At 73.7% G+C, this 24,566-nt stretch carries 7 protein-coding genes; all 7 read left to right on the forward strand.

Annotated features, from left to right (window positions below):
- Positions 1-4: 4 nt before the first annotated feature.
- Positions 5-20,233, forward strand: coding sequence for an SDR family NAD(P)-dependent oxidoreductase (locus AB0J97_RS27560; RefSeq protein ID WP_364093385.1), 20,229 nt, complete (start codon positions 5-7; stop codon positions 20,231-20,233).
- 10 nt (positions 20,234-20,243) lie between these two features.
- Entirely contained in the window at positions 20,244-21,152 is a 909-nt protein-coding gene (locus tag AB0J97_RS27565; RefSeq protein WP_364093388.1) for an LnmK family bifunctional acyltransferase/decarboxylase, read from the forward strand.
- Complete coding sequence (locus AB0J97_RS27570; protein ID WP_125645256.1) at positions 21,139-21,375, forward strand: phosphopantetheine-binding protein; 237 nt, start codon at positions 21,139-21,141, stop codon at positions 21,373-21,375. Before AB0J97_RS27565 ends, AB0J97_RS27570 begins: the two co-directional genes overlap by 14 nt.
- Positions 21,372-22,592, forward strand: coding sequence for a hydroxymethylglutaryl-CoA synthase (locus AB0J97_RS27575; RefSeq protein ID WP_364093392.1), 1,221 nt, complete (start codon positions 21,372-21,374; stop codon positions 22,590-22,592). The genes AB0J97_RS27570 and AB0J97_RS27575 overlap by 4 nt, the downstream gene beginning before the upstream one ends.
- Positions 22,589-22,828, forward strand: coding sequence for a phosphopantetheine-binding protein (locus AB0J97_RS27580; protein WP_364093395.1), 240 nt, complete (start codon positions 22,589-22,591; stop codon positions 22,826-22,828). The genes AB0J97_RS27575 and AB0J97_RS27580 overlap by 4 nt, the downstream gene beginning before the upstream one ends.
- Positions 22,825-24,075: a beta-ketoacyl synthase N-terminal-like domain-containing protein gene (locus AB0J97_RS27585; protein ID WP_364093398.1), complete on the forward strand. Its 1,251-nt coding sequence runs from the start codon at positions 22,825-22,827 to the stop codon at positions 24,073-24,075. The genes AB0J97_RS27580 and AB0J97_RS27585 overlap by 4 nt, the downstream gene beginning before the upstream one ends.
- A gap of 66 nt (positions 24,076-24,141) precedes the next feature.
- Positions 24,142-24,540 carry a DUF3224 domain-containing protein gene (locus AB0J97_RS27590; protein ID WP_364093402.1) on the forward strand — a complete coding sequence of 133 codons (399 nt, stop codon included), beginning with the start codon at positions 24,142-24,144 and terminating at the stop codon, positions 24,538-24,540.
- Positions 24,541-24,566 lie beyond the last annotated feature (26 nt).

The following is a 24,566-nucleotide window of genomic DNA, read 5'->3' on the forward strand; positions in this document are numbered from 1 at the left end:
CTCCATGCCCGCGATCGAGTGTCACACCACGCTGAAGCACACCGACTTCATCATGCGGAACCACCGGGTGCACGACGTCTCCGTGATGCCCGGGGTGACGTTCCTCGATCTCGTGTTCCGCACGCTGATGGCGACCGGGCGCGACCCCGGTGAGATCGTCCTGCGCGAGGTGCTGTTCACCGAGGCGATCGTCACCAAGCCGGAGGCCGACCGCGAGATCCGCGTCACCGTCGAGGGCGAGGACGTGCGGGCGGAGAGCCGCTGGAGCAGGGACGGGCAGCCGCTGTCCGACTGGCGGCGCAACCTCACCGGCAAGGTGGGCACGCCGAGCACCCCCGCGCCCGCCCCGATCGACCTGGACGCCCTCCGCCGGGGCGCGCGGCGGCAGGGCGACATGGAGGACCTGTACGCCCGCGCCAGGGCCGAGGACATCAGCCACGGCGAGCCCATGAAGTGCACCGGCCGGCTGCACCACGGCGACGGCTACCTGCTCGCCGAGCTGCGGCAGGAGTCGCCCGCCCCCGGCCACGAAGGCTTCCACCTGCACCCCGCCCGCCTGGACGCGGCCACGCTCGCCGGGCTGGGCCAGACCCAGGCGTCGGGGCAGGAGCCGTTCATCCCCGTCTACATCGCCGAGTTCCGCGCGCCCCGGCGGCTCGACGCGGCCTTCCACGTGTACGCGCCGAGTCCGGAGACCATCGCGCCGTCCGGCGACGTGATCACCAACGACTTCGGCCTCTATGACGAGCGGGGACACTTCGTCGCCGGGTTCGGCGGGCTGTCGTGCAAGCGCATCAGGTCGCCCCGGCTGATCGAGCGGCTGCTCGGCGACCCCGGACGTCCGGAGCCGCCCGCCACCGGCCGCAACGGCTCCGGCGACCTGGTCGGACGCCTGCGCGAGCTCGTGGCCGGGCCGCTCGGCCGCTCGCCCGGCAACGTGCCCACCGGCACCGGCTTCTACGACCTCGGCCTGGACTCCGTCACGCTCGTGGACATCGGCGAGCGGCTGGAGAAGATCGTCGGGCGGCGGCTCTACCCGACGCTGCTCTTCGAGTACGGCGACATCGACAGCCTCGCCGCCCACCTCTCCTCCGCCTACGACCTCACCCTGGAACAGCCGGAGCCATCGCCGGAGCCGGCGTCGGGGCCGGGCGAGACGTTGTGCTTCCGCGACGTCTGGGTGCCGCTGCCGCAGGACGGCGACGACCCCGGCGAGTACCGCGAGATCACCCCCGGCGCCCGGTACGACGGCTCCCGGCACCTCCTCATCCGGGCCACGCCCGGAGAGCCCGCCGACCCGTGCCTGGCCGTCTGGGAGACCGCGAAGGCCGTCCTCGACGCGAAGCCGGAGCGGCCGGTCACCCTCACGTACGCGCACACCGGCGACGACCCCGCCCACGAGGCCGTCGGCGCGCTGGCCCGGACGATCACCGCCGAGACCCCGCTGATCCGCTGCCGCAGCATCCGCCTGGACACCGCCGCCGCCCCCACCTCAGCCCAGGCCGACCCGCTGCGGGACGCCTCCGCCGAGCCCGAGATCCGCTACCGGCGGGGCGAACGCCTGGTGCGCCGCTGGCTCCCGGCCGAGCCCTCCGAGGGCGGCGGAGCCGTCCCGGTCAGGAAGGGCGGCGTGTACGTGATCGCCGGCGGGACGGGTGGGATCGGCCGCGTCCTCGCCGAGCACCTGGAACGCCGCCACCAGGCCAGGGCCGTGCCCGTCAGCAGGAACGCGGAGATCTCCGCCGACCTGACCGACCCGGACCAGGTCGAACGCGCCCTCGCCACGGTCCGGGAGCGCCACGGCCGCATCGACGGCGTCTTCCACTGCGCGGGGGTCAACCGCGACGGGCTCTACCCGGGCAAGCGGGCCGCCGACATCGAGGCCGTGGTGGCGGCCAAGGCCCTCAGCGCCCGCCACCTGGACGCCGCCACCAAGGACGACGACCTGGACTGTTTCGTGGTGTTCTCGTCGGTGTCGGCGTCCCTGGCCAACCCGGGGCAGGCCGACTACGCGTTCGCCAACGCGTACCTGGAGGAGTTCGCGCGCCGGCGGGCGGCCCGGGGGGACCGGCCGGGCCGGACCCTGGCGGTCGCGTGGCCGTACTGGGCCGAGGGCGGGATGCGGGTCGGGCCGGAGACGGTCGAGCGCTCCCGTACGGCCACCGGGATGGTCCCGCTGCCCACCGAGGCCGCCCTCGACGTGCTCGACCGCGCCCTGAGCGGGACCGGGGACGTCCTGACGGTGCTGCACGGCGACCCCGGCCGCATCCCGGACCTGCTGCCCGCCGCGCCACCGCGACCGGCCCCCCGGCCTGCGTCTTCCGTGGCGTACACCGAGGAGCGGGAAGCACGCGTCGAGGAGCCCATCGCGGTGGTCGGGCTGGCCGGGCGCTACCCCCAGGCCCCCGACCTGCGCACCTTCTGGCGCAACCTGGCCGAGGGACGCGACTGCATCGAGGAGATCCCGGACGGCCGCTGGAACCACGACGAGATCTACGACCCCGAGAAGGGCGCCCGGGGCAGGACGTACGGCAAATGGGGCGGCTTCCTCGACGGCGTCGACCGCTTCGACCCCGCCTTCTTCGGCATCTCCCGCCGCGACGCCGAACGCATGGACCCGCAGGAACGGCTGTTCCTCCAGACCTGCTGGCACGCCCTGGAGGACGCCGGCCACCCGCCGGAGTCGCTGTCGGCGCACAGCGTCGGCGTGTTCGCGGGCGTCATGTGGAACCACTACCAGCTCGTCGAGGGCGGGGAGGGCGGCGTCGCCCCCACGGCCATGCACGCCTCCATCGCCAACCGCGTCTCCTACACCCTCGACCTCCACGGCCCGAGCATCGCGCTGGACACCGCCTGCTCCTCCTCGCTGACCGCCGTGCACCTGGCCGTCGAGAGCCTGCGGCGCGGCGAGTGCGACCTCGCCCTGGCCGGCGGCGTGAACGCGACCGTCCATCCGCAGAAGTACCTGCAGCTCGCCCAGGGACGCTGGCTGTCGGAGGACGGCCGGTGCCGCGCCTTCGGCGCGGGCGGCAGCGGGTACGTCCCCGGCGAGGGCGTCGGGGCCGTCCTGCTCAGGCCGCTCTCGCGGGCCAGGGCGGACGGCGACCACATCTACGGCGTCATCGCCGCCACCGCCGTCAACCACACCGGCAGGACGAGCGGGGCCACGGTCCCGAGCCCGCGCTCGCAGGCCGCGCTCATCGGCACGGCGATCCGCAGGTCCGGCTGGGATCCGGCGAGCATCGGCTACATCGAGGCGCACGGCACCGGCACCTCGCTCGGCGACCCGATCGAGGTCGAGGGCATGCGCCAGGCCCTGCCGCAGGACGCGGACTGCGCGATCGGCTCGGTCAAGTCCAACATCGGCCACCTGGAGGGCGCCGCCGGGATCGCCGGGCTCACCAAGGTGCTGCTCCAGCTCCGGCACGGGCGGCTGGTGCCGTCCCTGCACGCGGAGGAGCTGAACCCGAAGATCGACTTCGACGCCACGCCCTTCCACGTGCAGCGCGCGCTGGAACCCTGGCCCCGCGCTGCCGGCACGCCCCGGCGGGCCGGGGTCAGCGCGTTCGGCGCGGGCGGCACGAACGCGCACGTCCTGGTCGAGGAGGCCCCGGAGCCCGCCCCCGGGCCGGGCGCGGGCGGGCCCTGCCTGTTCGTGCTCTCCGCCCGTACGCCGGAGGCGCTGCGCGACTACGCCCGCGCCTGGACCGGCTTCCTGGCGGAGGCCGATTCTCCGGGGTTCCCGTCGGAGGGACGGTCCCCGGGCGGCGCGGAACGGGTGGCCGCGCTGCTCGGCATCCCCGCCGACCAGCTCGACCCGGCCGACTCGCTGGGCGACCTCGGCCTCGACCCGGCCGCGCTGATCCAGCTCGGGCGCGGGCTCTCGCTGGACGACACCGTCGCCGACCTGGCCGACCCCGGAACGGACCTGGCCGACCTCGCCTACACCTCGCAGGTCGGACGTACCGGCATGGCGGAGCGGCTGGCGCTCGTCGTGGACGACCTGGCCGGGCTGCGGGCCGGGCTGGAGGCGTACGCGCGAGGCGAGACCCCCGGCCCAGGCTCCTTCACCGGCTCCTCGACCGGCTCCTCGACCGGCGGCGGGGACGGGACGCCGTCGGCGGACGACTGCGTCCGGCTGTTCCGGGCCGGACGGCTGGAGGAGGTGGCGGCGGCCTGGGCCTCGGGAGCCGAGGTGCCGTGGCGCGAGTGCCACGACGGCGGGCGGCTGATGCCTGCGCCGGTCTACCCGTTCCAGGAGGAGAGCTGCTGGCTCGGCCGCTGGCAACGCTCCACCACGCCTGCCGCGCCCCTGGGCGCCACACCCGCTGTGGAAGCGCCCGCCACCTCGCCCTCGCCGGACACGCCCGCCATCACGCCCGTCGGGCCGCTCGCCGTGGACATGCCGGAGGAGGAGGCCGTGGAGCTCGTGCCGGACGGCGAAGGGGTGCGGTTCGAGGTGCTGCCCGAAGGGGTGGCGCTGGTGGTGATGGGGTCCGGGGCGTCCATGTTCACCCGGGAGCTCATCGACGACCTCCAGGCCGCGTTCGCCGAGATCGCCCGGCGCGAGGACGTCAAGGCGGTCGTGCTCACCGGCAGCGGCAACGTCTTCAGCATGGGCGCCACCCCGGAGGCGCTGCGCACGCTCGCCGGCGGCCAGGGTCGCTTCACGGACGTGCCCTTCCTGTACGAGGGCCTGCTGCGGTGCGACCGGCCGGTCATCGCCGCCGTCCAGGGGCACGCGTCGGGCGGCGGGCTGGCCTTCGGGCTGTTCGCCGACCTCGTCGTCATGGCGGCCGAAGGGGTCTACAGCGCCAACTTCATGAAGTTCGGCTTCACGCCGGGGATGGGCGCGACGTACATCCTCGAAGAGCGGCTCGGCCGGTCGGCGGCGCACGAGATGCTCTACACCGGCCGTTCCGTCACGGGTGAGGAGCTGGCCCGGCGGGGGGCGGGGGTGACCGTCCTGCCGCAGGCCGCCGTGCTGAAGGCGGCGCTCAGGCACGCCCGCTCGATCGCCGCGCTGCCGCTGCCCGCCCTGCGGGCGCTCAAGTCCGAGCTGGCCGGACGGGTGCTCGACCGGCTGCCCGGCGTCATCGCGGGGGAGTCGGGGATGCACGAGCGCGTGCTCGGGCAGGAGTCGCTGGCCCGGGTCGACGACTACTTCGCCAAGGTGGACACCTTCAAGGGCACCTCTCCGACGGCCGCCACCCCCGAGGCCGCACCCACCGAACCGACCACCCCCGCCGAACCAGCGCCCCCCAAGGCCGCAGCCGTCACCCCGGCGCCCCCCAAGGCCGCAGCCGTCACCCCGGCCACGCCCTCCGACCCGGCCACGCCCTCCGACCCGGCCACGCCTGCCGACCCGGCGGCCCCCGAGGGCGGCCCCGAGCCGGGGGAGGTGCGGCGGGTCATCGAGGGCACCCTCATGAGCCACCTCTACCTCCAGGCCCACGAGGTGGACGACTCGCTGAGCTTCAGCGAGATGGGGCTGGACTCGATCGGGGCCGTGGAGATCGTCCGGGACCTGAACCGCAGCTTCGGGCTGGACCTGGACTCCGTCGCCGTCTACGACCATCCGACCGTCCCCGCGCTGGTGGAGGCCGTCCGGGACGCCGTGGCCGCCGACCGCCTCACCGTGCCCCCACCGCGTCCGGCCCCCGAACAGGAGACCCCGCAGGAGCGCCCCCTGGTCCCCGAGCAACCCACCCCGGACCAGGCGGGACGGGTCCGGCTGCCCTCGCTCGACGGCGACCGCGCGAAGCCGGAACCCGTGGCGGAGGAGCCCCCCGAGCGCACCGGCACGATCACCCTGGAGGCGGTGCGGCCCACCGGGAAGCCCGAGAAGCCCGCCGCCCGCGAGGAGGACATCGCCGTCATCGGCATGGCCGGACGCTACCCCGACGCGCCCGACCTCCAGGCGTTCTGGCGGAACCTGGCGGACGGCCGGTGCAGCATCCGCGAGGTCCCGCCCGAGCGGTTCGACGTCTCGCGGGTGTACGACGCCGACCGCATGGCGCCCGGCCGGACGTACAGCAAATGGGCCGCCATGCTGACCGATGTCGACGCCTTCGACGCGGGCTTCTTCAACATCTCGCCGCTGGAGGCCGAGACGATGGACCCGCAGCAGCGGCTGTTCCTCCAGGAGGCGTGGCACGCCCTGGAGGACGCCGGTTACGCGGGCAGGTCCGGCCGCAGACCGTGGGGCTGCTTCGTCGGCTGCGGCGCCGGCGACTACGCGAGCCTGCTCGCGGCGGCCGGCCGCGACGACACCGGGCACGCCTTCCTCGGCAACGCCTCGTCGGTGCTGCCCGCGCGGATCGCGTACCTGCTGGACTTCGGCGGGCCGACCATGGCCGTGGACACCGCGTGCTCGTCCTCGCTGGTGGCCGTGCACCTGGCCTGCGAGAGCATCCGGCGCGGCGAGTGCGAGGCGGCGATCGCGGGTGGGGTGGCGGTGATGAACACCCCGAGGATGCACATCTGGTGCAGCAAGGCCGGGATGCTCTCGCCCACCGGGACGTGCGCGCCCTTCGACGAGTCGGCCGACGGCATCGTGCTGGGCGAGGGCGTCGGCGTGGTCGTGCTGAAGCGCCTGGACCGGGCGCTGGCGGACGGCGACCACGTCCACGGCGTCATCCGGGCCAGCGGCGTCAACGGCGACGGCGCGAGCAACGGCATCACCGCCCCCAGCGCCTCCTCCCAGGCAGAACTGCTCACCGAGGTGCACCGGCGGGCCGGGATCGGCCCCGGCGCGGTCGACTACGTCGAGACGCACGGCACCGGGACGGAGCTGGGCGACCCGATCGAGGTCAAGGCACTGGCGAAGGTGTTCGGCGCGGACCGGGAGCGCCCGTGCCGCATCGGGTCGCTCAAGGCGAACGTGGGCCACACCACCATGGCGGCCGGGATCGGCGGGCTGCTCAAGACGCTGCTGGCGTTGCGGCACCGGCAGCTGCCGCCGTCACCGGGGTTCACCCGGGCCAACCCGAAGATCGACTTCGCGGACGGCGCGCTCGAAGTGGTCACCGAGCTGTCGCCCTGGACGGCCGGCGGCTCGCGCGAGCGGGTGGCGGCCGTGAGCAGCTTCGGCTTCAGCGGGACGAACTGCCACGTCGTGGTCGCCGAGGCGCCCTCCCGCGAACCGCGTGCCGGCGGGCGCGAGGACGTCGTCGTGCCCCTGTCGGCCCCGGACGAGAGCACCTTGGCGCGGCTGCGCACCGGCCTGGCCGGCCACCTCGACGCCCACCCGGAGCTGGACGTGCGCGACGTCGCCCGTACGCTCGCCGTGGGCCGGGCGCACCTGGCGGGGGCCCGGTGCGCGTACGTCGCCGGGGATCTCGCGGACCTGCGCGGCCAGTTGCGCGACGGCGCCCGCCCGGCATCCGGCGAGGCGGGACGCCTCGCCGCGCGGTACACCGGCGGCGACGACCTCTCCTGGGACGACTGGGACGACCTGACGGCGGGCGGACGGCGGGTGCCGCTGCCCGGACACCCGTTCGCGGACGACCGGCGCCACTGGGTGGGCCGCGACGGCCACCCGACCCCGCCCACCGGAGACACGCGGATCCGCCCCGACGACCTGCTGGTCGCCGACCACCGGATCGGCGACACCCCCGTGCTGCCCGGCGTGGCCTTCCTGACGATCGCCGCCGAGCGCGGCGGGCTGTCCGGTCCGGTGCGGTTCGAGCGGGTACGGTGGCTGCGCCCGTTCGAGGTGCGCGAGGCCCGTCCCCTGGACGTGGTCGTCCACGACGACGGCGGCTTCGAGCTGGACGGGCACGCGCGCGGCACCCTGCGGACCGGCGACGGCGCACTGCGCCCGCTGGACGTCGCGGCGATCGGGGCGCGCTGCGCGGACAGTCGATCGGCCGACGACCTCTACCGCGCCTTCGACCGTGCCGGGCTGCACTACGGGCCCGGGTTCCGGGTGCTGCGCGAGGTCCGCGTCGGCGACGGCGAGGCGCTCGGCGTGCTGCGCGACGGCGCTCGCTGGGAGGTGCTCCTGGACGGCGCCCTCCAGACCGTCGCGGCGCTGCGTCCCGAGGGCGGCGAGCCCGCGATGCCGTTCAGCGTGGAGTCGGCCGAGCTGGACGGCCCGATCACCGGCCCCTCCTACGCCCACGTCACCGACGAGGGCCGGGACGGCTACACGGTCCGCCTCGCCGACGCCGAAGGGCAGGTCAGGGCGGAGTTCCGCGGGGTCGTCCTGCGGACCCGACCGGCCCGACCGGCTCGTCCGTCGGCGGAGGGCATGACCTTCGCCCCGGTCTGGCACAGGACGCGACCCGCCGTCGCCTCCGCGGAGGCCGGTGGCGGACGGGCGCTCGTCCTGCACACCCCGGCCGCCGAACCGCTGGCCCGCGCCCTGCTGGACGAGCACGAGGACGGCCGCCTGGCGCCGCTGGCCCCGCCCGCCCCGCCGGAGGGACGGTACGACACGGTGTACGTCCTCGCCCTGACCGGCCCGGACGGCCCGCCCGCCGACGACCCCACCACCCACGACGTCTTCCGCCTGGTCAAGCGGCTCTCCGAGCGAGGCCGGGGCGGGTGGACGCCCACGGTGAAGGTGGTCGTCGCCGGAGCCGTGCGGGCCGGGGACGAGGAGATCGTCCCGCACGCGGCCGGCGTGATCGGCCTGACCAGGGCTCTGGCCGCCGAGCACCCGCACTGGACGGTCGCCACCATCGACGTCGGCACCGGGCCATGGCCGCCCGCCGACCTCGCCCGCCTGGTACGCGCCGAGAGCTGCGCCGACGAGCTGGTCGCCCTCCGCGACGGCCACCGCCACGTCCGCACCCTGGAACCCCTGCCCCTGCCCGCCGAGGGCGACGGGCCGTACCGGGACGGCGGGGCGTACCTGATCGTGGGCGGGACCGGCGGGCTCGGACGCACCTTGAGCAGGCATCTGGCCGCCACCGTGGGAGCACGGCTGGCGCTGGTCGGACGGCGGGCGATCACTCAGGAGATCCGCGAGCAGCTCGCCGAGATCGAGTCGCTCGGCGGGCGGGCCGTGTACCTGCGGGCCGACGTGGCCGACCGGACCGCGTTCGCCGGGGCCGTCGAGGCCGCGCGGGAGCGGTTCGGCGAGCTCCACGGCGCCTTCCACGCCGCTCTGGTGCTGCGCGACATGACGCTCGCCAACATGGACGACGACGCGTTCACCCAGGTGCTCTCGCCCAAGGTCGCCGGTGCCGCCGTCTTCGCGGAGGCGCTGGCGGGCCTGCCGCTCGACTTCCTGGCCTACTTCTCGTCCGCGGCCTCGTTCGTCGAGGTGGGCGGGCAGGCGAACTACGCGGCCGCGGGCACGTTCGAGGACGCCTACGCGCTGAGCCTGCGCGACCGGCCCGTGAGCGTGATCAACTGGGGCTACTGGGGGAGCGTCGGCGCGGTCTCCGGAGGCGGCTACGACGGCCGGTTCGCCGAGCTGGGCATCGGCTCGATCGAGCCCGGGGAGGGTATGGCGGCGCTGGAGTCCGTCCTGAGGTCGGGCGCGCGGCAGGCGCTCGTCGTCAAGGCGGACGCGAAGGGCCTGGCCCACATCGGCGTCCGCACCCCGGACTTCACTTCTGAGCACTCCCGGACCGGCGGTGGAGGGGAGCTGGCGCGGGCGCGGGCGGCGTTCGCCGAGCTGGACGAGCTGGCCCGCGGGCTGCTGCGCCGGTCGGCCGACCGGGTCAGGGCCGTCGGGAACGTGCGCGAGGACCGCCGGCGGCTGGGTGCCGCCGTCCTCGACCTGCTGGACCGGCCCGGGCGGGAGGCGTCGCCGGAGGAGGTGCTGGCCCGGTTCCCCGACCTGGAGCCGCACGTCAAGCTGCTGACCGCCTGCGTCGAGGCGCTGCCCTTCGTGCTGGCGGGCGAGCGCGACCCCATGGAGGTGCTGTTCCCCGGCGGCTCGATGAGCCTGGTCGAGCAGGTCTACAAGGGGCAGGCGGTCTCGGACCACTTCAACCGCCTGCTCGCCGAGGAGGCCGCCCGCGGCGGCCCCCGCCGCGTCCTGGAGATCGGGGCCGGTACGGGGGCCAGCACCGGTTTCGTCCTGGACGCCCTCGAAGGCCAGGACGTCGAGTTCACCTACACCGACATCTCGGCCGGTTTCCTGCGCCACGGCGAGCGCGAGTTCGCCGGACGCCGCCCGGACCTCGTCCTCGCCCTCCTCGACGTGGAACGCGACCCGGCCGAGCAGGGCTTCGAGACCGGGGCCTACGACGTCGTACTGGCCACGAACGTCCTGCACGCCACCGCCGACGTCGGCCGGACGCTGCGCAACGCCGCCGCGCTGCTGCGTCCCGGCGGCCGGCTGCTGGTCAACGAGGTGACCAGGGCGGCCGACTTCCTGACCCTCACGTTCGGGCTGACGCCGGGATGGTGGCGCTTCACGGACGAGGAACTGCGCCTGCCGCACAGCCCGCTGCTCGGCGCGGTCCAGTGGCAGCGGGCGTTCAGGGAGGCCGGTCTCACCCCCGCCCGCACCCTCGGCATCCCCGGCACGCCCGTCGAGGAGCTCGACCAGTGCGTCCTGGTGGGCGAGACGGCGCCCACCACCGCCGCCACCGGCGCGCGCGACTACGTCAAGCGGGTGTTCGCCGAGGTGCTCAAGTACGGCACGACCGACCTGGACGAGCGCGCCACGTTCGAGACCTTCGGCATCGACTCGCTGGTGAGCCAGAACGTCATCCACCGGTTCGAGCAGGACCTCGGGCCGCTGCCGTCCACGCTCCTGTTCGAGAACCTGACGATCGAGGAGCTGGCCGCGTACCTGGAGGGCGAGCACGGCGAGCGCCTGCGCGCGGCCCTGGGAGACCAGCCCGCGCGGGAGGAGCCGGCGCGGGCCGCGACGCGACGCGAGCCCGCCACGCAGGCCCTCGACATCGCCGTGGTCGCGATGACCGGCCGCTACCCGGCCTCCCCCGATCTGGACGCCTTCTGGAGCAACCTCGCGAAGGGCGCGAACTGCATCACCGAGGCGGACCGCTTCGACCTGGACGCCCTGTACGACCCCAAACGCGGACGCAAGCAGCGCACCTACAGCAAGTGGGGCGGCTTCATCGAGGGCGTGGAACAGTTCGACGCGCCGTTCTTCGGCATCCTGCCGCGCGACGCCGAGATCACCGACCCGCAGGAACGCCTGTTCCTGGAGACCGCCTGGACCCTGCTCGAAGACGCCGGCTACCTGAGCGAGCACACCAGGCAGCCGAGCACCGGCGTCTTCGTCGGCACCATGTACGGCTCCTACGGGCGCATGGCGGCGGCCGAGGGCTGGCCAGACGGCAGGTACGCGGGGGCGCACTCGGCGTACTGGTCGATCGCCAACCGGGTGTCGTACTTCTTCGACCTGCGCGGGCCGAGCCTCGCCGTCGACTCGGCCTGCTCGTCGTCGCTGACCGCCCTCCAGCTCGCCTGCGAGAGCCTGCGGCGTGGCGAGTGCGCGCAGGCCATCGCGGGCGGCGTCAACCTGATCCTGCACCCCGCCCACTTCGTCGCGCTCTGCTCGCTGAACATGCTCGCCGCCGACGGCGCCTGCAAGGTGTTCGACGAGGCGGCGGACGGGTTCGTACCGGGGGAGGGCGTCGGGGCGGTGCTGCTCAAGCCCCTGGCCGACGCCGAGGCGGACGGCGACCGGATCTACGGCGTCATCAAGGGCGCCTTCGCCAACGCCGGGGGCAAGACCGCCGGATACACCGTGCCCAATCCGAGCGCGCAGGCCGACCTGGTCTCCGAGGCGGTCCGGCGGGCGGGGCTGGACCCCCGGACCATCTCCTACGTCGAGGCGCACGGCACCGGCACCGCCCTCGGCGACCCCATCGAGATCGCCAGCCTGACCAGAGCCTTCACCTCCCACGCTCCCCGGAACGAGGCCGGGAACGGGGATGGGGACGGCGTGGACCGGCTGGTCGGCTCCGTCAAGGCCAACATCGGGCACCTGGAGGGCGCGGCGGGCATCGCCGGGCTGACGAAGGTGCTGCTGCAGTTCCAGCACGGCCAGGTGGCTCCCTGCGCGAACCTGGAGACGCCCAACTCGAAGATCGACTTCTCGGCGTCCCCCTTCCGGCCGCCGGACCGGCTGACCGACTGGCGGCGGCCCGTCCTCGACGGCGAGACGTTCCCGCGCCGCGCGGGGGTCAGCTCGTTCGGCGCCGGAGGGGCCAACGTGCACGTGGTCCTGGAGGAGTACGTGCCCACCGCCGGGACGCCGTCCGAGCCCGCCGACGCCGCCGAGCAGGTGATCCTGCTGTCGGCCCGTACCCGCGACCAGCTCCGCGCCATGGCCGGCCGGGTCGCCGACGTCGCGGTGAGCGGGCGGGCCGGGCTGGCGGAACTGGCCTACACCACCCAGGTGGGCCGGGCCGAGCTGCCCGAACGGCTCGCCGTCCGGGCCGCCACCCTGGACGAGCTCGCCGCCCGGCTGCGTTCCTTCGCCGACGACGGCGAGGCGGACGGCGTCCTCGTGGGGACGGCGGAGACCGGCGCCGACCAGCCTCCGCCGGAGGACGGCGCGGAGGGGCTCGGGGCGGGGTGGGTCGCGGGCGCCCGGGTGAACTGGGGCAGCAAATGGCCCGCCCCCCACCCGCGCCGCGTAACCCTCCCGCCCTACCCCTTCGACCACCGCCCCTACTGGCTCCCCTCCACCCCCACCCCCACCTCCGACCAAACCCCCACCCCCAGCCTGTCCACGGCAACCTCCGCTCGGACCCCTGAGCCGACCCCCGAGCCTGGCTCCGGGGTGGCCGCCGCGCCGGCTCCGGAGCCCGTCTCTGGGCTGACGTCCGCGACGGCCGCCGGTCCGGCCCCCGAGCCGGGCTCTGGAGAGGGCTCCCCGAGCGAGACGGGAGCCGCTGACGGGCGTTGCACCTACCTGCGCCCCCTCTGGACGCCCGCCCCACTCCCCGAAGGAACCCGGGAACCAGAAGCGCTCGTAGTGCTCACCGAGGACGACCGGCTCGCCGAAGCACTCGGCGGCCTCCGGCTCCACCCCGGCGACGCATCTCCGACGGACGCCGCAAGGGGCGCACGTTCGGTCGGCGACCTGGGCCGGGCCCCGGACGCGATCGTGATCGCCCCGTCCGACCCGTTCCCCGGGACCGCCGCCTTCGAGGCCCTGCTCCGGACGTCCACAGCCGTCCTGCGAGACGGCGGCCCGCTCCGGGTCGTGGTGTCCGTCCAGGCCGGCGAGCCTCACCACACCGCCCTGGCCGCCGCCCTGAGAACGCTGGCCCTGGAGCACACCGGATTCAGCGGCGTGTGCGTCACCGGCGCCACCCCGGCGCAGGTCGCGGCCGAGCTGCGCGCGCCCGCCGCCGGAACCGCCCCCGAGCAGCGGGTCTCCGAGGTCGCCTACCGCGACGGCGCCCGCCTGCTGAAGGGCATGGAACCGTACGAGCCGCCTCCACCCGGGCTGGACGTCCGGCAGGACGGCACGTACCTGATCACCGGCGGCGCCGGGGCCATCGGGCTGGCGTTCGCCCGTTTCCTCGCCGAGCGCGGGGCGGCGAAGCTGGTCCTGACCGGCCGGTCCGACCCCGGCGACGACATCGCGCGCCGGATCGCCGGACTGCCCGCCGTGTACGTGCGCGCCGACGTCTGCTCGGCCGCCGACCTGCGCGACCTGTGCGACCGGTACGGCCCCTTCCACGGCGTCATCCACGCCGCCGGCATCCACCTGGACGCGCGGGCCGTGCGCAAACGTCCCGAGGACACGCGGGCCGTGCTGGGACCCAAGATCCTCGGCACCGTCCTGCTCGACGAGGCCCTGCGCGGGCAGCCGCCGGACTTCCTGGCGCTGTTCTCGTCGGTGGCGGCCGAGACCGGCAACATCGGGCAGATCGACTACGCCTACGCCAACGCCTTCCTCAACCACTTCGCCGAGCTGCGCGAGCGGCTCGGGCACGGCAGGACGCTCGCCGTCGGCTGGCCGCTGTGGGAGGAGGGCGGCATGAAGGTGGACGACGCCACCCGCCGGTTGTTCGCACGCCGCTGGGGCAGCGTCCCGATGAGCACCGCCGCCGGTCTGACCGCCTTCGCCAGAGGGCTGGCCGGGGCCGAGACGAGCTTCGCCGTCGTCGAAGGCCCCTCCGAGCCCGCCCCCGAACGCTCCCAGCCGCCCGCGACCCGCGAATCCGAGGTTATGGAGATGAGTGAGCCCATGTCCGCGCCGGAGACGACCGGGCCCGACGACGATCTGACCGAGGCGGTCCGGGCGGAGCTGCGCCGCGCGGCGGCCGGATTCCTGCTGGTGGGCGAGGAGCACGTGGACCTCGACGCCGAGCTGATGGACATGGGGTTCGACTCGATCTCCATGGCCGAGCTGGTGGACCAGGTGAACGAACGGTACAAGCTGGACCTGCTGCCGACCGTGCTCTTCGAGGCGACCGATCTGGCCACGTTCTGCGAGCATCTGCTCGCCGAGCACCCGGCCGAGCTCGCCGCCGCCCACACCTCACCCAGCCCTCCCGAGAGACCAGCCGAAGAACCTCCCGCCGCCCCTGCCGCGCGGCAGGAGGACGCCGAGCCAGGCCCGGCGCCGGAGACCGTGACCATGCCCCCACCCCCCGGCGCCGGGACCTCCCCGGCCACGACGGACAGCACCGCGACAGAGAGGGCCGCGACGGGCAGCACCGCGACAGACAGCACCGTGACGGAGAGGGCCGTGACGGGCGGGATCGCGATCGTCGGCATGGCGGGCCTGTTCCCCGGCTCCACCGACCTGGACGACTTCTGGCGCCACCTCGCCGAGGGCCACGACCTCACCCGCCCGGTCCCCGACGACCGGCGCGAGCTGCGCGAGAACCCCGAGACGGCGAACGTCCGCGCCGGGTTCCTCGACGACGTCCGCTCCTTCGACGCCGCGCTGTTCGGCATCTCGCCCAAGGAGGCGGCGATGATGGACCCGCAGCAGCGACTGTTCCTCCAGACCGTCTGGCGGGCCGTCGAGGACGCCGGCCACCGCCCCGCCGACCTGGCCGGCACCAGGACGGGCCTGTTCGCGGGCGTGTCCGCGTGCGACTACGACGACCTGCTGCGCGAGTACGGCGTGCCGGTCGAGGCCCACACGGCCAGCGGCGTGGCCGACTGCATCCTGGCCAACCGCGTCTCCCACCTGCTGGACCTGCGCGGCCCGAGCGAGGCGGTCGACACCGCCTGCTCCAGCTCCCTCGTCGCCCTGCACCACGCGGTCCGCGCCATCGAGGACGGCGAGTGCGACGCGGCCATCGCCGGCGGCGTCAACCTGACGCTGAGCCCGGGGCTCTACATCGCGTTCGCCAAGTCCGGCATGATCAGCGAGGACGGCGTCTGCAAGACGTTCGACGAGCGCGCCGACGGCTACGGCCGGGGCGAGGGCTGCGGAGCCGTCCTGCTCAAGCCGCTGAAGACGGCGCTGGAGGACGGCGACCAGATCCTCGCCGTGATCAGGGGCAGCGCGGTCAACCACGGGGGACGGGCCAGCTCGCTCACCGCGCCCAACCCCGAGGCGCAGGCGCGCGTGCTGGTCGACGCCTACCGCAAGGCGGACGTCGACCCCTCCCGCGTCACCTACATCGAGGCGCACGGCACCGGCACCAGGCTCGGCGACCCGATCGAGATCGAGGGCATGAAGAAGGCGTTCGCCCGCCTGTACGCCGACCGGGGGCGGCCCGCGCCGGACGTCCCGCACGTCGCCCTGGCCACCGTGAAGACCAACATCGGCCATCTGGAGGCGGCGGCCGGCATCGCGGGGCTGCTCAAGGTGCTGCTCTGCATGCGCCACGGGGCCCTGCCGCCGTCGATCCACTACGAGCGGCCCAACCCGTACGTGCGGCTGGAGGGGAGCCCGTTCACCATCAACACGCGGCTCACGCCGTGGGACGGGGCGGACCGGGTGGCCGGGGTGAGCTCGTTCGGCTTCGGCGGCACGAACGCGCACGTGGTGCTGGAGGCGTACCGGCAGCCGATCCCGGCGGAGACGGCAGGGGAGCCCCGGGTGCTGGTCCTGTCGGCGGGCCGCCGCGAAGCCCTGGAGGAGTACGCGCGGGACGTCGCCCGTCACATCCGGGAACATCCGGAGATCGGCCTCGACCGCATCGCCTGGACCCTCCAGAACGGACGCCGCCACCTGGCCGAACGGCTGGCCGTGGTGGTCACGGATCGCGAGCAGGCGGTCCGGGCGCTGAGCGGCGAGCCGGCGGGCGTGCACAGGGGCACCGCCCGCAGGGACGCCCCGGCGCCGTGGGGGACCGGGCCGGAGGACCTGGCCGAGGCGTGGGTCTCCGGCAGCGAGGTGGACTGGCAGGGGCTGTGGCAGGGCCCGCGCCCGGTGCGGGTCTCGCTGCCCGGCCCGCCCTTCGCCCGCGTCGAGCACTGGTTCACCGCCCCCGAGTCGGACGCCGGGACCGTCGGGCCGGCCGCGCCGCCCGTCGCTCGGAACGGCGGGGCCGTGCGGCGGACCAGCGACGGGAAGGTGCGCCTGCGCGCAGCCAAGGGCGGCAGGACGCCGGACGCGCCCGCCCCCGCCGCGCGTACGGAGGCCACGCGGCCGGACGAGACGCCGGCCGCGCCCGCCGGAGGGCCCGCCGGGGTCGAGGAGATGTTGCGCGAGCGGCTCTCCACGATCCTGGACGCCGACCCCGACGGCGTGGACGTGGACACCCCCTTCGAGGAGCTGGGGCTCGACTCCATCTTCCGGATGGAACTGGTCAAGGCGATCAACACCGCCTTCTCCCTCGACCTCCAGGCAGCCGAGCTGTACGAGTACGACACGGTGGACCGGCTCGCCCGCGCCGTGGAATCAGCCATCACCGAATCCACCGCCCCCACCCGAGAACCCGACCCCGCCCCGAAGCCCACCAGGAAACCGGCCCCTGACCCCGCGCGACGCAAGGCCCCGGAACCCGCACAACGCAAGGCTCCGGAATCCACGCGACGGAAGCCCCCGGAACCCGCGCGACAGGAGGCGTCCGACCTGGAGGGCCGGCTCGCGGAGCTGGTGGGCGCGATCACCGAGCGCCCGCTCGACCCCCGCCGCAGCTTCGCCGACAACGGCCTCACCTCCTTCGAGATGCTGCGCGTGGTGAGCGTCCTGGAGAAGCAGGTCGGCGCGCTGCGCAAGACCCTCCTGTTCGACCATCCCACGCTCGCCGACCTGGCCGCGCACCTGCACGACGAGCGCGGCGTCGAGTCCGTGCACCCCCCGCAGGAGCAGGACGGGCTCGCCACGCACGAGACGCGGGCACGCGACGGCGAGCCGGCCGTGCTGCTGAAGCGGGACCTGCACCGGCACCCGGACCTGCGCGACCTGGTGGCCGACATCGACCGCCGGCACGCCAAGGAAGGCGGCCTGGCCGGACGTGACATCGCGCCCCTGGCCTTCATCGGCTCGGCCAGGAAGGGCTACCTGCACGTCTCCGAGAACGCCGGCAACCTGCTGGCCTGGAGCTACGCCGGTTCCGAGGAGTACTTCCACGAGCTGGTCGAGGAGTACACCGCCTACGCGAAGGCGCGCGGCCTGCGGCCCAACTTCCTGTCCCTCCTGCCGGTGCGCGAGGTGGGCGGGGAGCCGTACAGCGCGACGCCGTTCGGGGCCGTGCAGCGGCTGGAGGACCTGGGGTCCTTCACGCTGAGGGGCGGGCGGATGGAACGCCTGCGGTACATGGTCCGGCGTTTCTGCAAGGCGGGCGAGTGCCGGACGGCCGAGTACCGCTCGGGCGAGGACCCCGCGATGGACCGCAGGCTGGCCGGGCTGGTGGACGAGTGGGCCGGTCGCAAGCAGATGGTCAACCCGTACGTGTCGGTCGTCCGGCGGGAGATCGAGGAGGGCCGCCTGGACCGCAGGCACCGGGTCTTCGTCACCTACCTGGACGACGAGGTGGCCAACGCGGTCGTCATCACGAAGATCCCGTCGGAGAACGGATACCTGCTGGACGTCGAGTTCTACCCCAAGGGCATGCCGCTCGGCGGGCTGGAGTTCGCGATCGTGCAGATCATCGAGCAGCTCGTGGACGAGGGATGCTCGATGTTCAGCTTCGGCGCCAGCTTCGGCGTGGAGACGGAGGAGTCGGCCAACGCCGCCCCGGACGTGCGGCAGGCGCTGGACGAGCTGCGGTCGGCGGGGATATTCGGCGAGGGGAACTTCCAGTTCAAGAACAAGTTCCGGCCGGTGAACGTCCCCATCTACCTGTGCCAGCCGGAAGGGGAGGACCGCACGCCGGTGTCGGAGATCATCCTCATGATCGCCGACCCCGACCTCCGCCCCGCCACCGACACAACCCCCACCGACAACGAACCCACCGACAACGAACCCACCGAAAAAGGGTCTGCGAACGAAGAGCCCGCCGACGCCGAGCCCGCCCGGGTCGAGCTGCTGGCCCGGTACGGCGGCGAGCCGGCCCGCGTCCCCGCCCACCACGTCACCACCGACCTGATCACCGACTCCTGGGCCGAGCTGGACGCCCCCTGGATCGCCGAACGGCTGCGACGGCTGACGGACCGGTCGGCCGCCCGCCCGGACCCGGAGATCACGGGCCTGCCGTTCCCCTGCATCGTCCCGACGGGCTCCGGCCGGGCGGCCGAGGCGCTGCTGTGCCGGTCCTGGCCGGGCCGGCCGGGACGCGTGCTGCACAACGGCCTGTTCCCGACGTGGTTCCTGAACCTGGCCGACCACGGCTTCAAGCCGGTCGAGCTCCCCGGCGGCCCGGAGGTCGACGTCGAGGCGTTGCGGGCGGAGCTGGCCGGGGACGAGCCGGTGTCGTTCGTCTGCGTGGAGGTCGGGAACAACGCGGCCGGCGGCGCGCCGACGTCGCTGGCGAACCTGCGCGCGGTCAAGGAGGCCGCGGCCCGGCACGGCGTCCCGCTGGTGGTCGACGGCGCCCGCGTGGTGGACAACGCCGTGGCGGTCGCGGACGGCCGGGACGTGTGGGAGGTCGTCCGCGAGATCCTCGAACTGGCCGACAGCGCCACGATCAGCCTGTCCAAGGACTTCGGGGTGCCGTTCGGCGGCCTGCTCGCCACCCGCGACGACGCGCTGCGCGAGCGGGTCGCCGAACGGCTGGAGACCTGGGGCAGGGACGTCGGCCTGGCCAACCGCCGGATCATCGCGGCCGCGCTGGAGGACCGCGAGACGGTGGCCGAGCAGGTGCGCGCCCGGGGGGACGCGGTCGCGGCGCTGCGGCAGGGCCTGTCGGAGGCGGGCGTTCCGCTGGAGGGCCCGCCCGGCGGTCACTGCGTGCTGCTCAAGGACGCCGACCACGTACGGATCTTCCGGGAGACGGGCATCAGGGGCGCTCCGCACTTCGGCCGCGAGGGCGTGGTGCGCCTGGCGGTGCCGGTCGGCCTGAGCGTCGAGGACGCCAAGGACGCCGCCGCCCGCCTCTCCACCCTCCTGGCCCCCACCACCTCCGAAGCCGCCGACAACCCCCGGGGAACCCGCGGCAAACCCGGAGCCCGCCGCGGCGACGCCGGCAACCCCAACCTGGCGATCCTGCGCGAGCACAACCCCGACGTCGAACACGAGATCCTCACCACCCCGGACGGCGACGTCGAACTGTTCAGCGCAGGCTCGGGACCGCCGCTGCTGCTCATGCACCCGTTCAACATCGGCGCCGGCGTCTACGCCGCCCAGTTCAAGGGCCTGGCCCACCGCTACCGGGTGACGTCCGTGCACCATCCGGGCGTCGGCGCGACCACCGCCGCCGCCGACCTGTCGCTCGGCGGCCTGGCCCGGCTCTGCCACGACGTGGCGGGCGGCCCCGCGCACGTGGCAGGGGCGTCGTTCGGCGGGCTGGTGGCCCTGACGTACGCGCTCGACCACCCGGACGACACCGAGTCGCTGATCCTGATCGGCAGCTCCTGCCGCATCGGCAACCGGGTCGGCGACATCGACAAGCTGGAGGTGGTGGCCACCCAGGACTTCGACCGGGTCGTCGAGGGCAGCGGATCGAAGCGGCTGCGCAAGCGGCGCGCCGGCCTGATGCGGCTGCTGCTGCGCGCGGAGAGCATGGCCCCGCAGGTGGGCCTGCGCTACCTGGACGTGTTCGCCGAACGCCCGGACCTGGGCGACCGGCTGGCCGAGATCCGGGCGCGCACGCTGATCGTCCAGGGCCGGTACGACACCGTCATCCCGGCCAAGACCGCGCACCTGCTGCACGCCATGATCCCCGACTCCCGCTACGAGGAGATCCCCGACGCGGGTCACTTCCCCCAGCTCACCAGCCCCGACCACGTCAACCGGCTGATCTGCGAGTTCCATGATGAAACGAATTGACGACAGCACCGTGACCAGGACAGAGGTGGTCAAGCCCGGCATGTGCGGGCCCAGCTCGCTGTTCATGGGCGAGGTCGGCGACTGGACCTGGGACACGGTCAGCGCGCTGTGCGGCACCAACGCCTTCGACGCGCGCAACGCCGCCGGCGACCCGACGTATCTGTCGTTCTACTACTTCCACGTCAGGGGCAGCCGGGACCTGCACGTCAACGCGCTGACGTTCGGCGACGAGCTGGCGGTCACGTCCAGGCTGTTCGGCTTCGGCAGCGAGTCGGTGCTGGCCCTGCACCGCATCGGCCGCGCGGGCGGCCGGACGGGCGAGCTCGACCCGGACCGCTTCTACGCCTTCGACGACCCCGGCTGCATCTACGTCGAGACCTTCAACCGGTGGATCTCGCGCGGCGCGCCCGGCAGCAACGAGGGGCTGGTCAAGTCGTCCCCGGTGGACTTCAGGCACGAGCACCTGCCGACGCTGCCCGGCGCGTACTCGCCGAGGAAGGTGTACGGCCACGCCAGGAGCACCGGCACGTTCCTGGCTCACAAACCGGACGATCCGGTCACGTTCACCGCCGACTACCCGGTGGAGCCGTCCAGGGACCTGAACGGCGTGGGCCTGCTCTACTTCGCCTCCTACTTCGCGATCGTCGACTGGGTGCTGCTGCGCTTCTGGCGGCACAGGGGGCTCGGCGTCGCCGACTTCCTCCGCCGCGTCGTCCTGGACCAGCGGCTCTGCTACCTGGGCAACGCGAACGCCGACTCGGTGCTGCGGCTGCGCCTGGAGTGCTGGCCGGCGCCGGACGGCGAGGGCGAGGGCGAGGACGAGGAGATCGTCAACCTCGTCATGGAGGACCGGGGCCGCGTGATCGCGGTCAGCACCCTGCGCGTGCTCAGGAGGGGAGACACCGATGGCGACGCGTGAACACGTCGAGGGCGTCGTGCACAAGGCGATCGACGAGATCCTGCCCGGCGTCGAGATCGACGGCCGGGCGCACCTGAAGGACCTGGGCGCGGACTCCGTGGACCGGGTCGAGATCATCATGGCCGTGCTCGACCGGCTCGGCGTCCGCGAGCCGCTGTCCTCCTTCGGCGGCGTGCCCAGCGTCGACGCCCTGGTCGACTTCCTGTGGGAGCGTGTGAGGTGAACGTCGGAATCGAGGCACTCAACGTCTACTGCGGCCTGGCCCAGATCCCGGTGCCGGAGCTGTTCGAGGGGCGCGGGCTCGACGCCGAGCGCCTGGGCAACCTGATGATGCGCAACCGCTCGGTCGGCCTGCCCTTCGAGGACCCCGTGACGAACGCCGTCAACGCCGCCCGGCCGATCGCCGCCGGCGAGGACCGCATCGAGATCCTGATCACCTCCACCGAGTCCGGGCTCGACTACAGCAAGTCGGTGGCCTCCTACGTGCACGAGTACCTGGGCCTGCCCAGGAGCTGCCGGGTCGTGGAGGTCAAGCAGGCGTGCTACGCGGCCACGGCGGCCGTCCAGCTCGCCGCCGCGTACGTCGCCTCGGGGGTGTCGCCCGGCGCGAAGGCGCTGGTCATCGCGACGGACGTGGCGCTGGTGGACGAGCGGGCCGCCTACGCCGAGCCCGCCATGGGCGCCGGGGCCGCCGCCGTGCTGATCAGCGACCGGCCGCGCGTCCTGGACCTGGATCTGGGGGCGTTCGGCAACCACAGCTACGAGACGATGGACTCGGCGCGGCCGGGGCCGACGTTCGACATCGCCGACTCCGACCGCTCGCTGTTCGCCTACCTCGACTGCCTCACGAGCTGCCTGGCCGGCTACCGGTCCAGGGTGGAGGACGCCGACTTCGCCACCACCTTCGACCACCTGGCCATGCACACCCCGTTCGCCGGGATGGTCAAGGCCGCGCACCGCAAGCTGATGCGCGAGTCGGGCGGCGGCACGGCGTCGATCGAGGAGGACTTCGAGCGGCGGGTGCTGCCCTCGCTCGCCTACCCGAGACGGGTGGGCAACCTCTGCTCCGGCTCGGTCTACCTGGCCCTGGCCAGCCTGATCGACCACGCCGCCCTGGACGGCCCGGCCCGGGTCGGCCTCTACTCCTACGGCTCGGGCTGCTCGTCGGAGTTCTTCAGCGGCCTGGTCGACGAGGAGTCGGCGAGCACGCTGGCCGGGATGCGGATCGGCGAACACCTGGACGGCCGCTGCGAGCTCGGCTTCGACGAGTACGCGGCGCTGCTGCCCGACACCCTCACCTGTCTCGTGCCGGAGCGGGACAGGCAGGTCGACGTGGGCGCGTACGAGCACCTGCTCAGCCGCGCCCGCTTCGACCGCGACCTCCTGGTGAACACCGGGACGAAGGACTACCACCGAACCTACGAATGGCTGGCACCATGACCGACACGGAGATTTTCGAGACCGTCAAGCAGAATGTCCTGAAGGTGCTGCCGGACCTGCGGCCCGGCGACGTGACGACCGAGGGCACCTTGACCGACCTGGGCGCCAACAGCGTCGACCGGGCCGACGTGGTCACCATGAGCATGGAGGACCTCGGGCTGACCGTGCCGGTGTCGGAGTTCCAGGAGGTGCACGACATCCGGTCCCTGGTGGACCTGCTGGCGAGGCACGCATGAGGGTCGTCGTCACCGGCATGGGCGTCGTCTGCTCGATCGCCTCGACCGTCCCGTCGTTCACCAGGGCGCTGCGGGCGGGACGGTGCGGGATCGGGCCGGTGCCCGACCCCGGCGACGGCGGCCCTCGGCTGGCCGCCCTGGTCAGGGGCTTCCGCTTCCAGAACGCGGTGGCCGCCCGCCGCCTGCCCGAGGAGATCGCGCGCAGCGCCCTGCGCGCGGCCGGCCGTTCGCCGCAGCCGCTGCAGATGGACCTGGTCGCCGCCATGCAGGCGTACGAGCAGGCGGGGCTGCACGAGGCGCGGGCCGACCCGGAGCGGATGGGCCTGGTCGTGGCCGGGCACAACCTCAGCTCCGGCTACGCCCACGACCTGCACCCCAAGTACGAGGACAACCCCGCCCACCTGCCGGCCAGGTTCGCCCTGCACTTCATGGACACCGACCGGGTGGGCACGCTCAGCCAGGTGTTCGGCATCAGGGGCGAGGGCTACACCGTGGGCGGCGCCTCGGCCAGCGGCAACGTGGGGATCATCAACGGCAGCCGGCTGGTGGAGTCGGGGGCCGTGGACGTCTGCCTGGTGGTGGGCGCCATGACCGACCTGTCGCCGATGGAGAAGCGCGGCCTGGCCACGCTGGGCGCGGTGGCGGGCGTCGAGGAGCCGCAGCAGGCCAGGTGCCGGCCGTTCGACGAGGACCACGAGGGGTTCGTGCCGGGTCAGGGGGCCGGGTGCGTCGTGCTGGAGAGCGCCCGCTCGGCCGCCGCCCGCGGCGCGACGGCGCTGGCCGAGCTGTGCGGCTACGACCTGAAGCTGGACGCCAACAGCCTGCCCGACCCGCGCGAGGAAGGCGAGGCCAAGGTGATGGTCAACGCCATGGCCAACGCCGGAGTGGGGCCACGCGACATCGACTACGTCAACGCCCACGCCACGGCGACGCCCAGCGGCGACGTGGCCGAGCTGGCCGCGCTGCGCAGGGCGCTGGGGGACAGCTTCGGCCGGCCGTGGGTCAACTCCACCAAGGGGCTGGTCGGCCACTGCATGTGCGCGGCCGGCGTGGTGGAGGCGATCGCGACCGTGGTGCAGATGCGCCGCGGCTTCGTCCACCCCAACCTCAACCTGCGCCATCCGATCAACCGCGACTGCCGGCTCGCACCCGGCAGGCTGCGCGCCGCCGACATCCGCTACGCGCTGTCCAACAGCTTCGGGTTCGGCGGCTTCAACACCTGCATAGTCCTCGGGCGTGAGCGTTGACCGACGGCCGACGCATAGCGCCCAGGGTCAGGGGTAGCGAAAAAGAGAGCAAAAAAGGGAGCTGACATGACCACCCAAGGTAAGGGCTCGTACCAGATCACCGGATGGGACGAGAAGCCCTACGAGGAGAAGAAAGGCCAGCCCAAGCTCAGTCAGGCCCACGTCACCAACGCCTGGAGCGGTGACATCGAGGGCGAGGGCCACGCCGAGTACCTGATGGCCTACGCCAGCGACACCGAGGCCAGCTTCGTCGGCCTGCAGAAGGTCGTGGGGAGCATACGCGGCAAGAAGGGCTCCTTCGTGCTGCAGGCGACGGGCACCTTCGACGGCGGCGTGGCCAAGGCCGACTGGTCCGTCGTGCCGAACTCCGGCACCGACGAGCTGAAGGGCCTGAGCGGCAAGGGAGGATACGTCTCCAAGACCGACGGCTCGGCGGAGGTCACCCTCAACTTCAACCTCAAGTAGGGCCGACACATGCGAGTACGCGGGGC

The sequence above is a fragment of the Nonomuraea sp. NPDC049607 genome, from assembly GCF_040675375.1.
GTDB lineage: Bacteria > Actinomycetota > Actinomycetes > Streptosporangiales > Streptosporangiaceae > Nonomuraea.

Excerpts from the sequence above, each read along its gene's own strand:
- AB0J97_RS27585 (WP_364093398.1), top strand. The coding sequence starts at position 22,825 with ATGAGGGTCGTCGTCACCGGCATGGGCGTCGTCTGCTCGATCGCCTCG.
- AB0J97_RS27580 (WP_364093395.1), top strand. The coding sequence starts at position 22,589 with ATGACCGACACGGAGATTTTCGAGACCGTCAAGCAGAATGTCCTGAAG.
- AB0J97_RS27560 (WP_364093385.1), top strand. The coding sequence starts at position 5 with ATGCCCGCGATCGAGTGTCACACCACGCTGAAGCACACCGACTTCATC.
- AB0J97_RS27570 (WP_125645256.1), top strand. The coding sequence starts at position 21,139 with ATGGCGACGCGTGAACACGTCGAGGGCGTCGTGCACAAGGCGATCGAC.
- AB0J97_RS27590 (WP_364093402.1), top strand. The coding sequence starts at position 24,142 with ATGACCACCCAAGGTAAGGGCTCGTACCAGATCACCGGATGGGACGAG.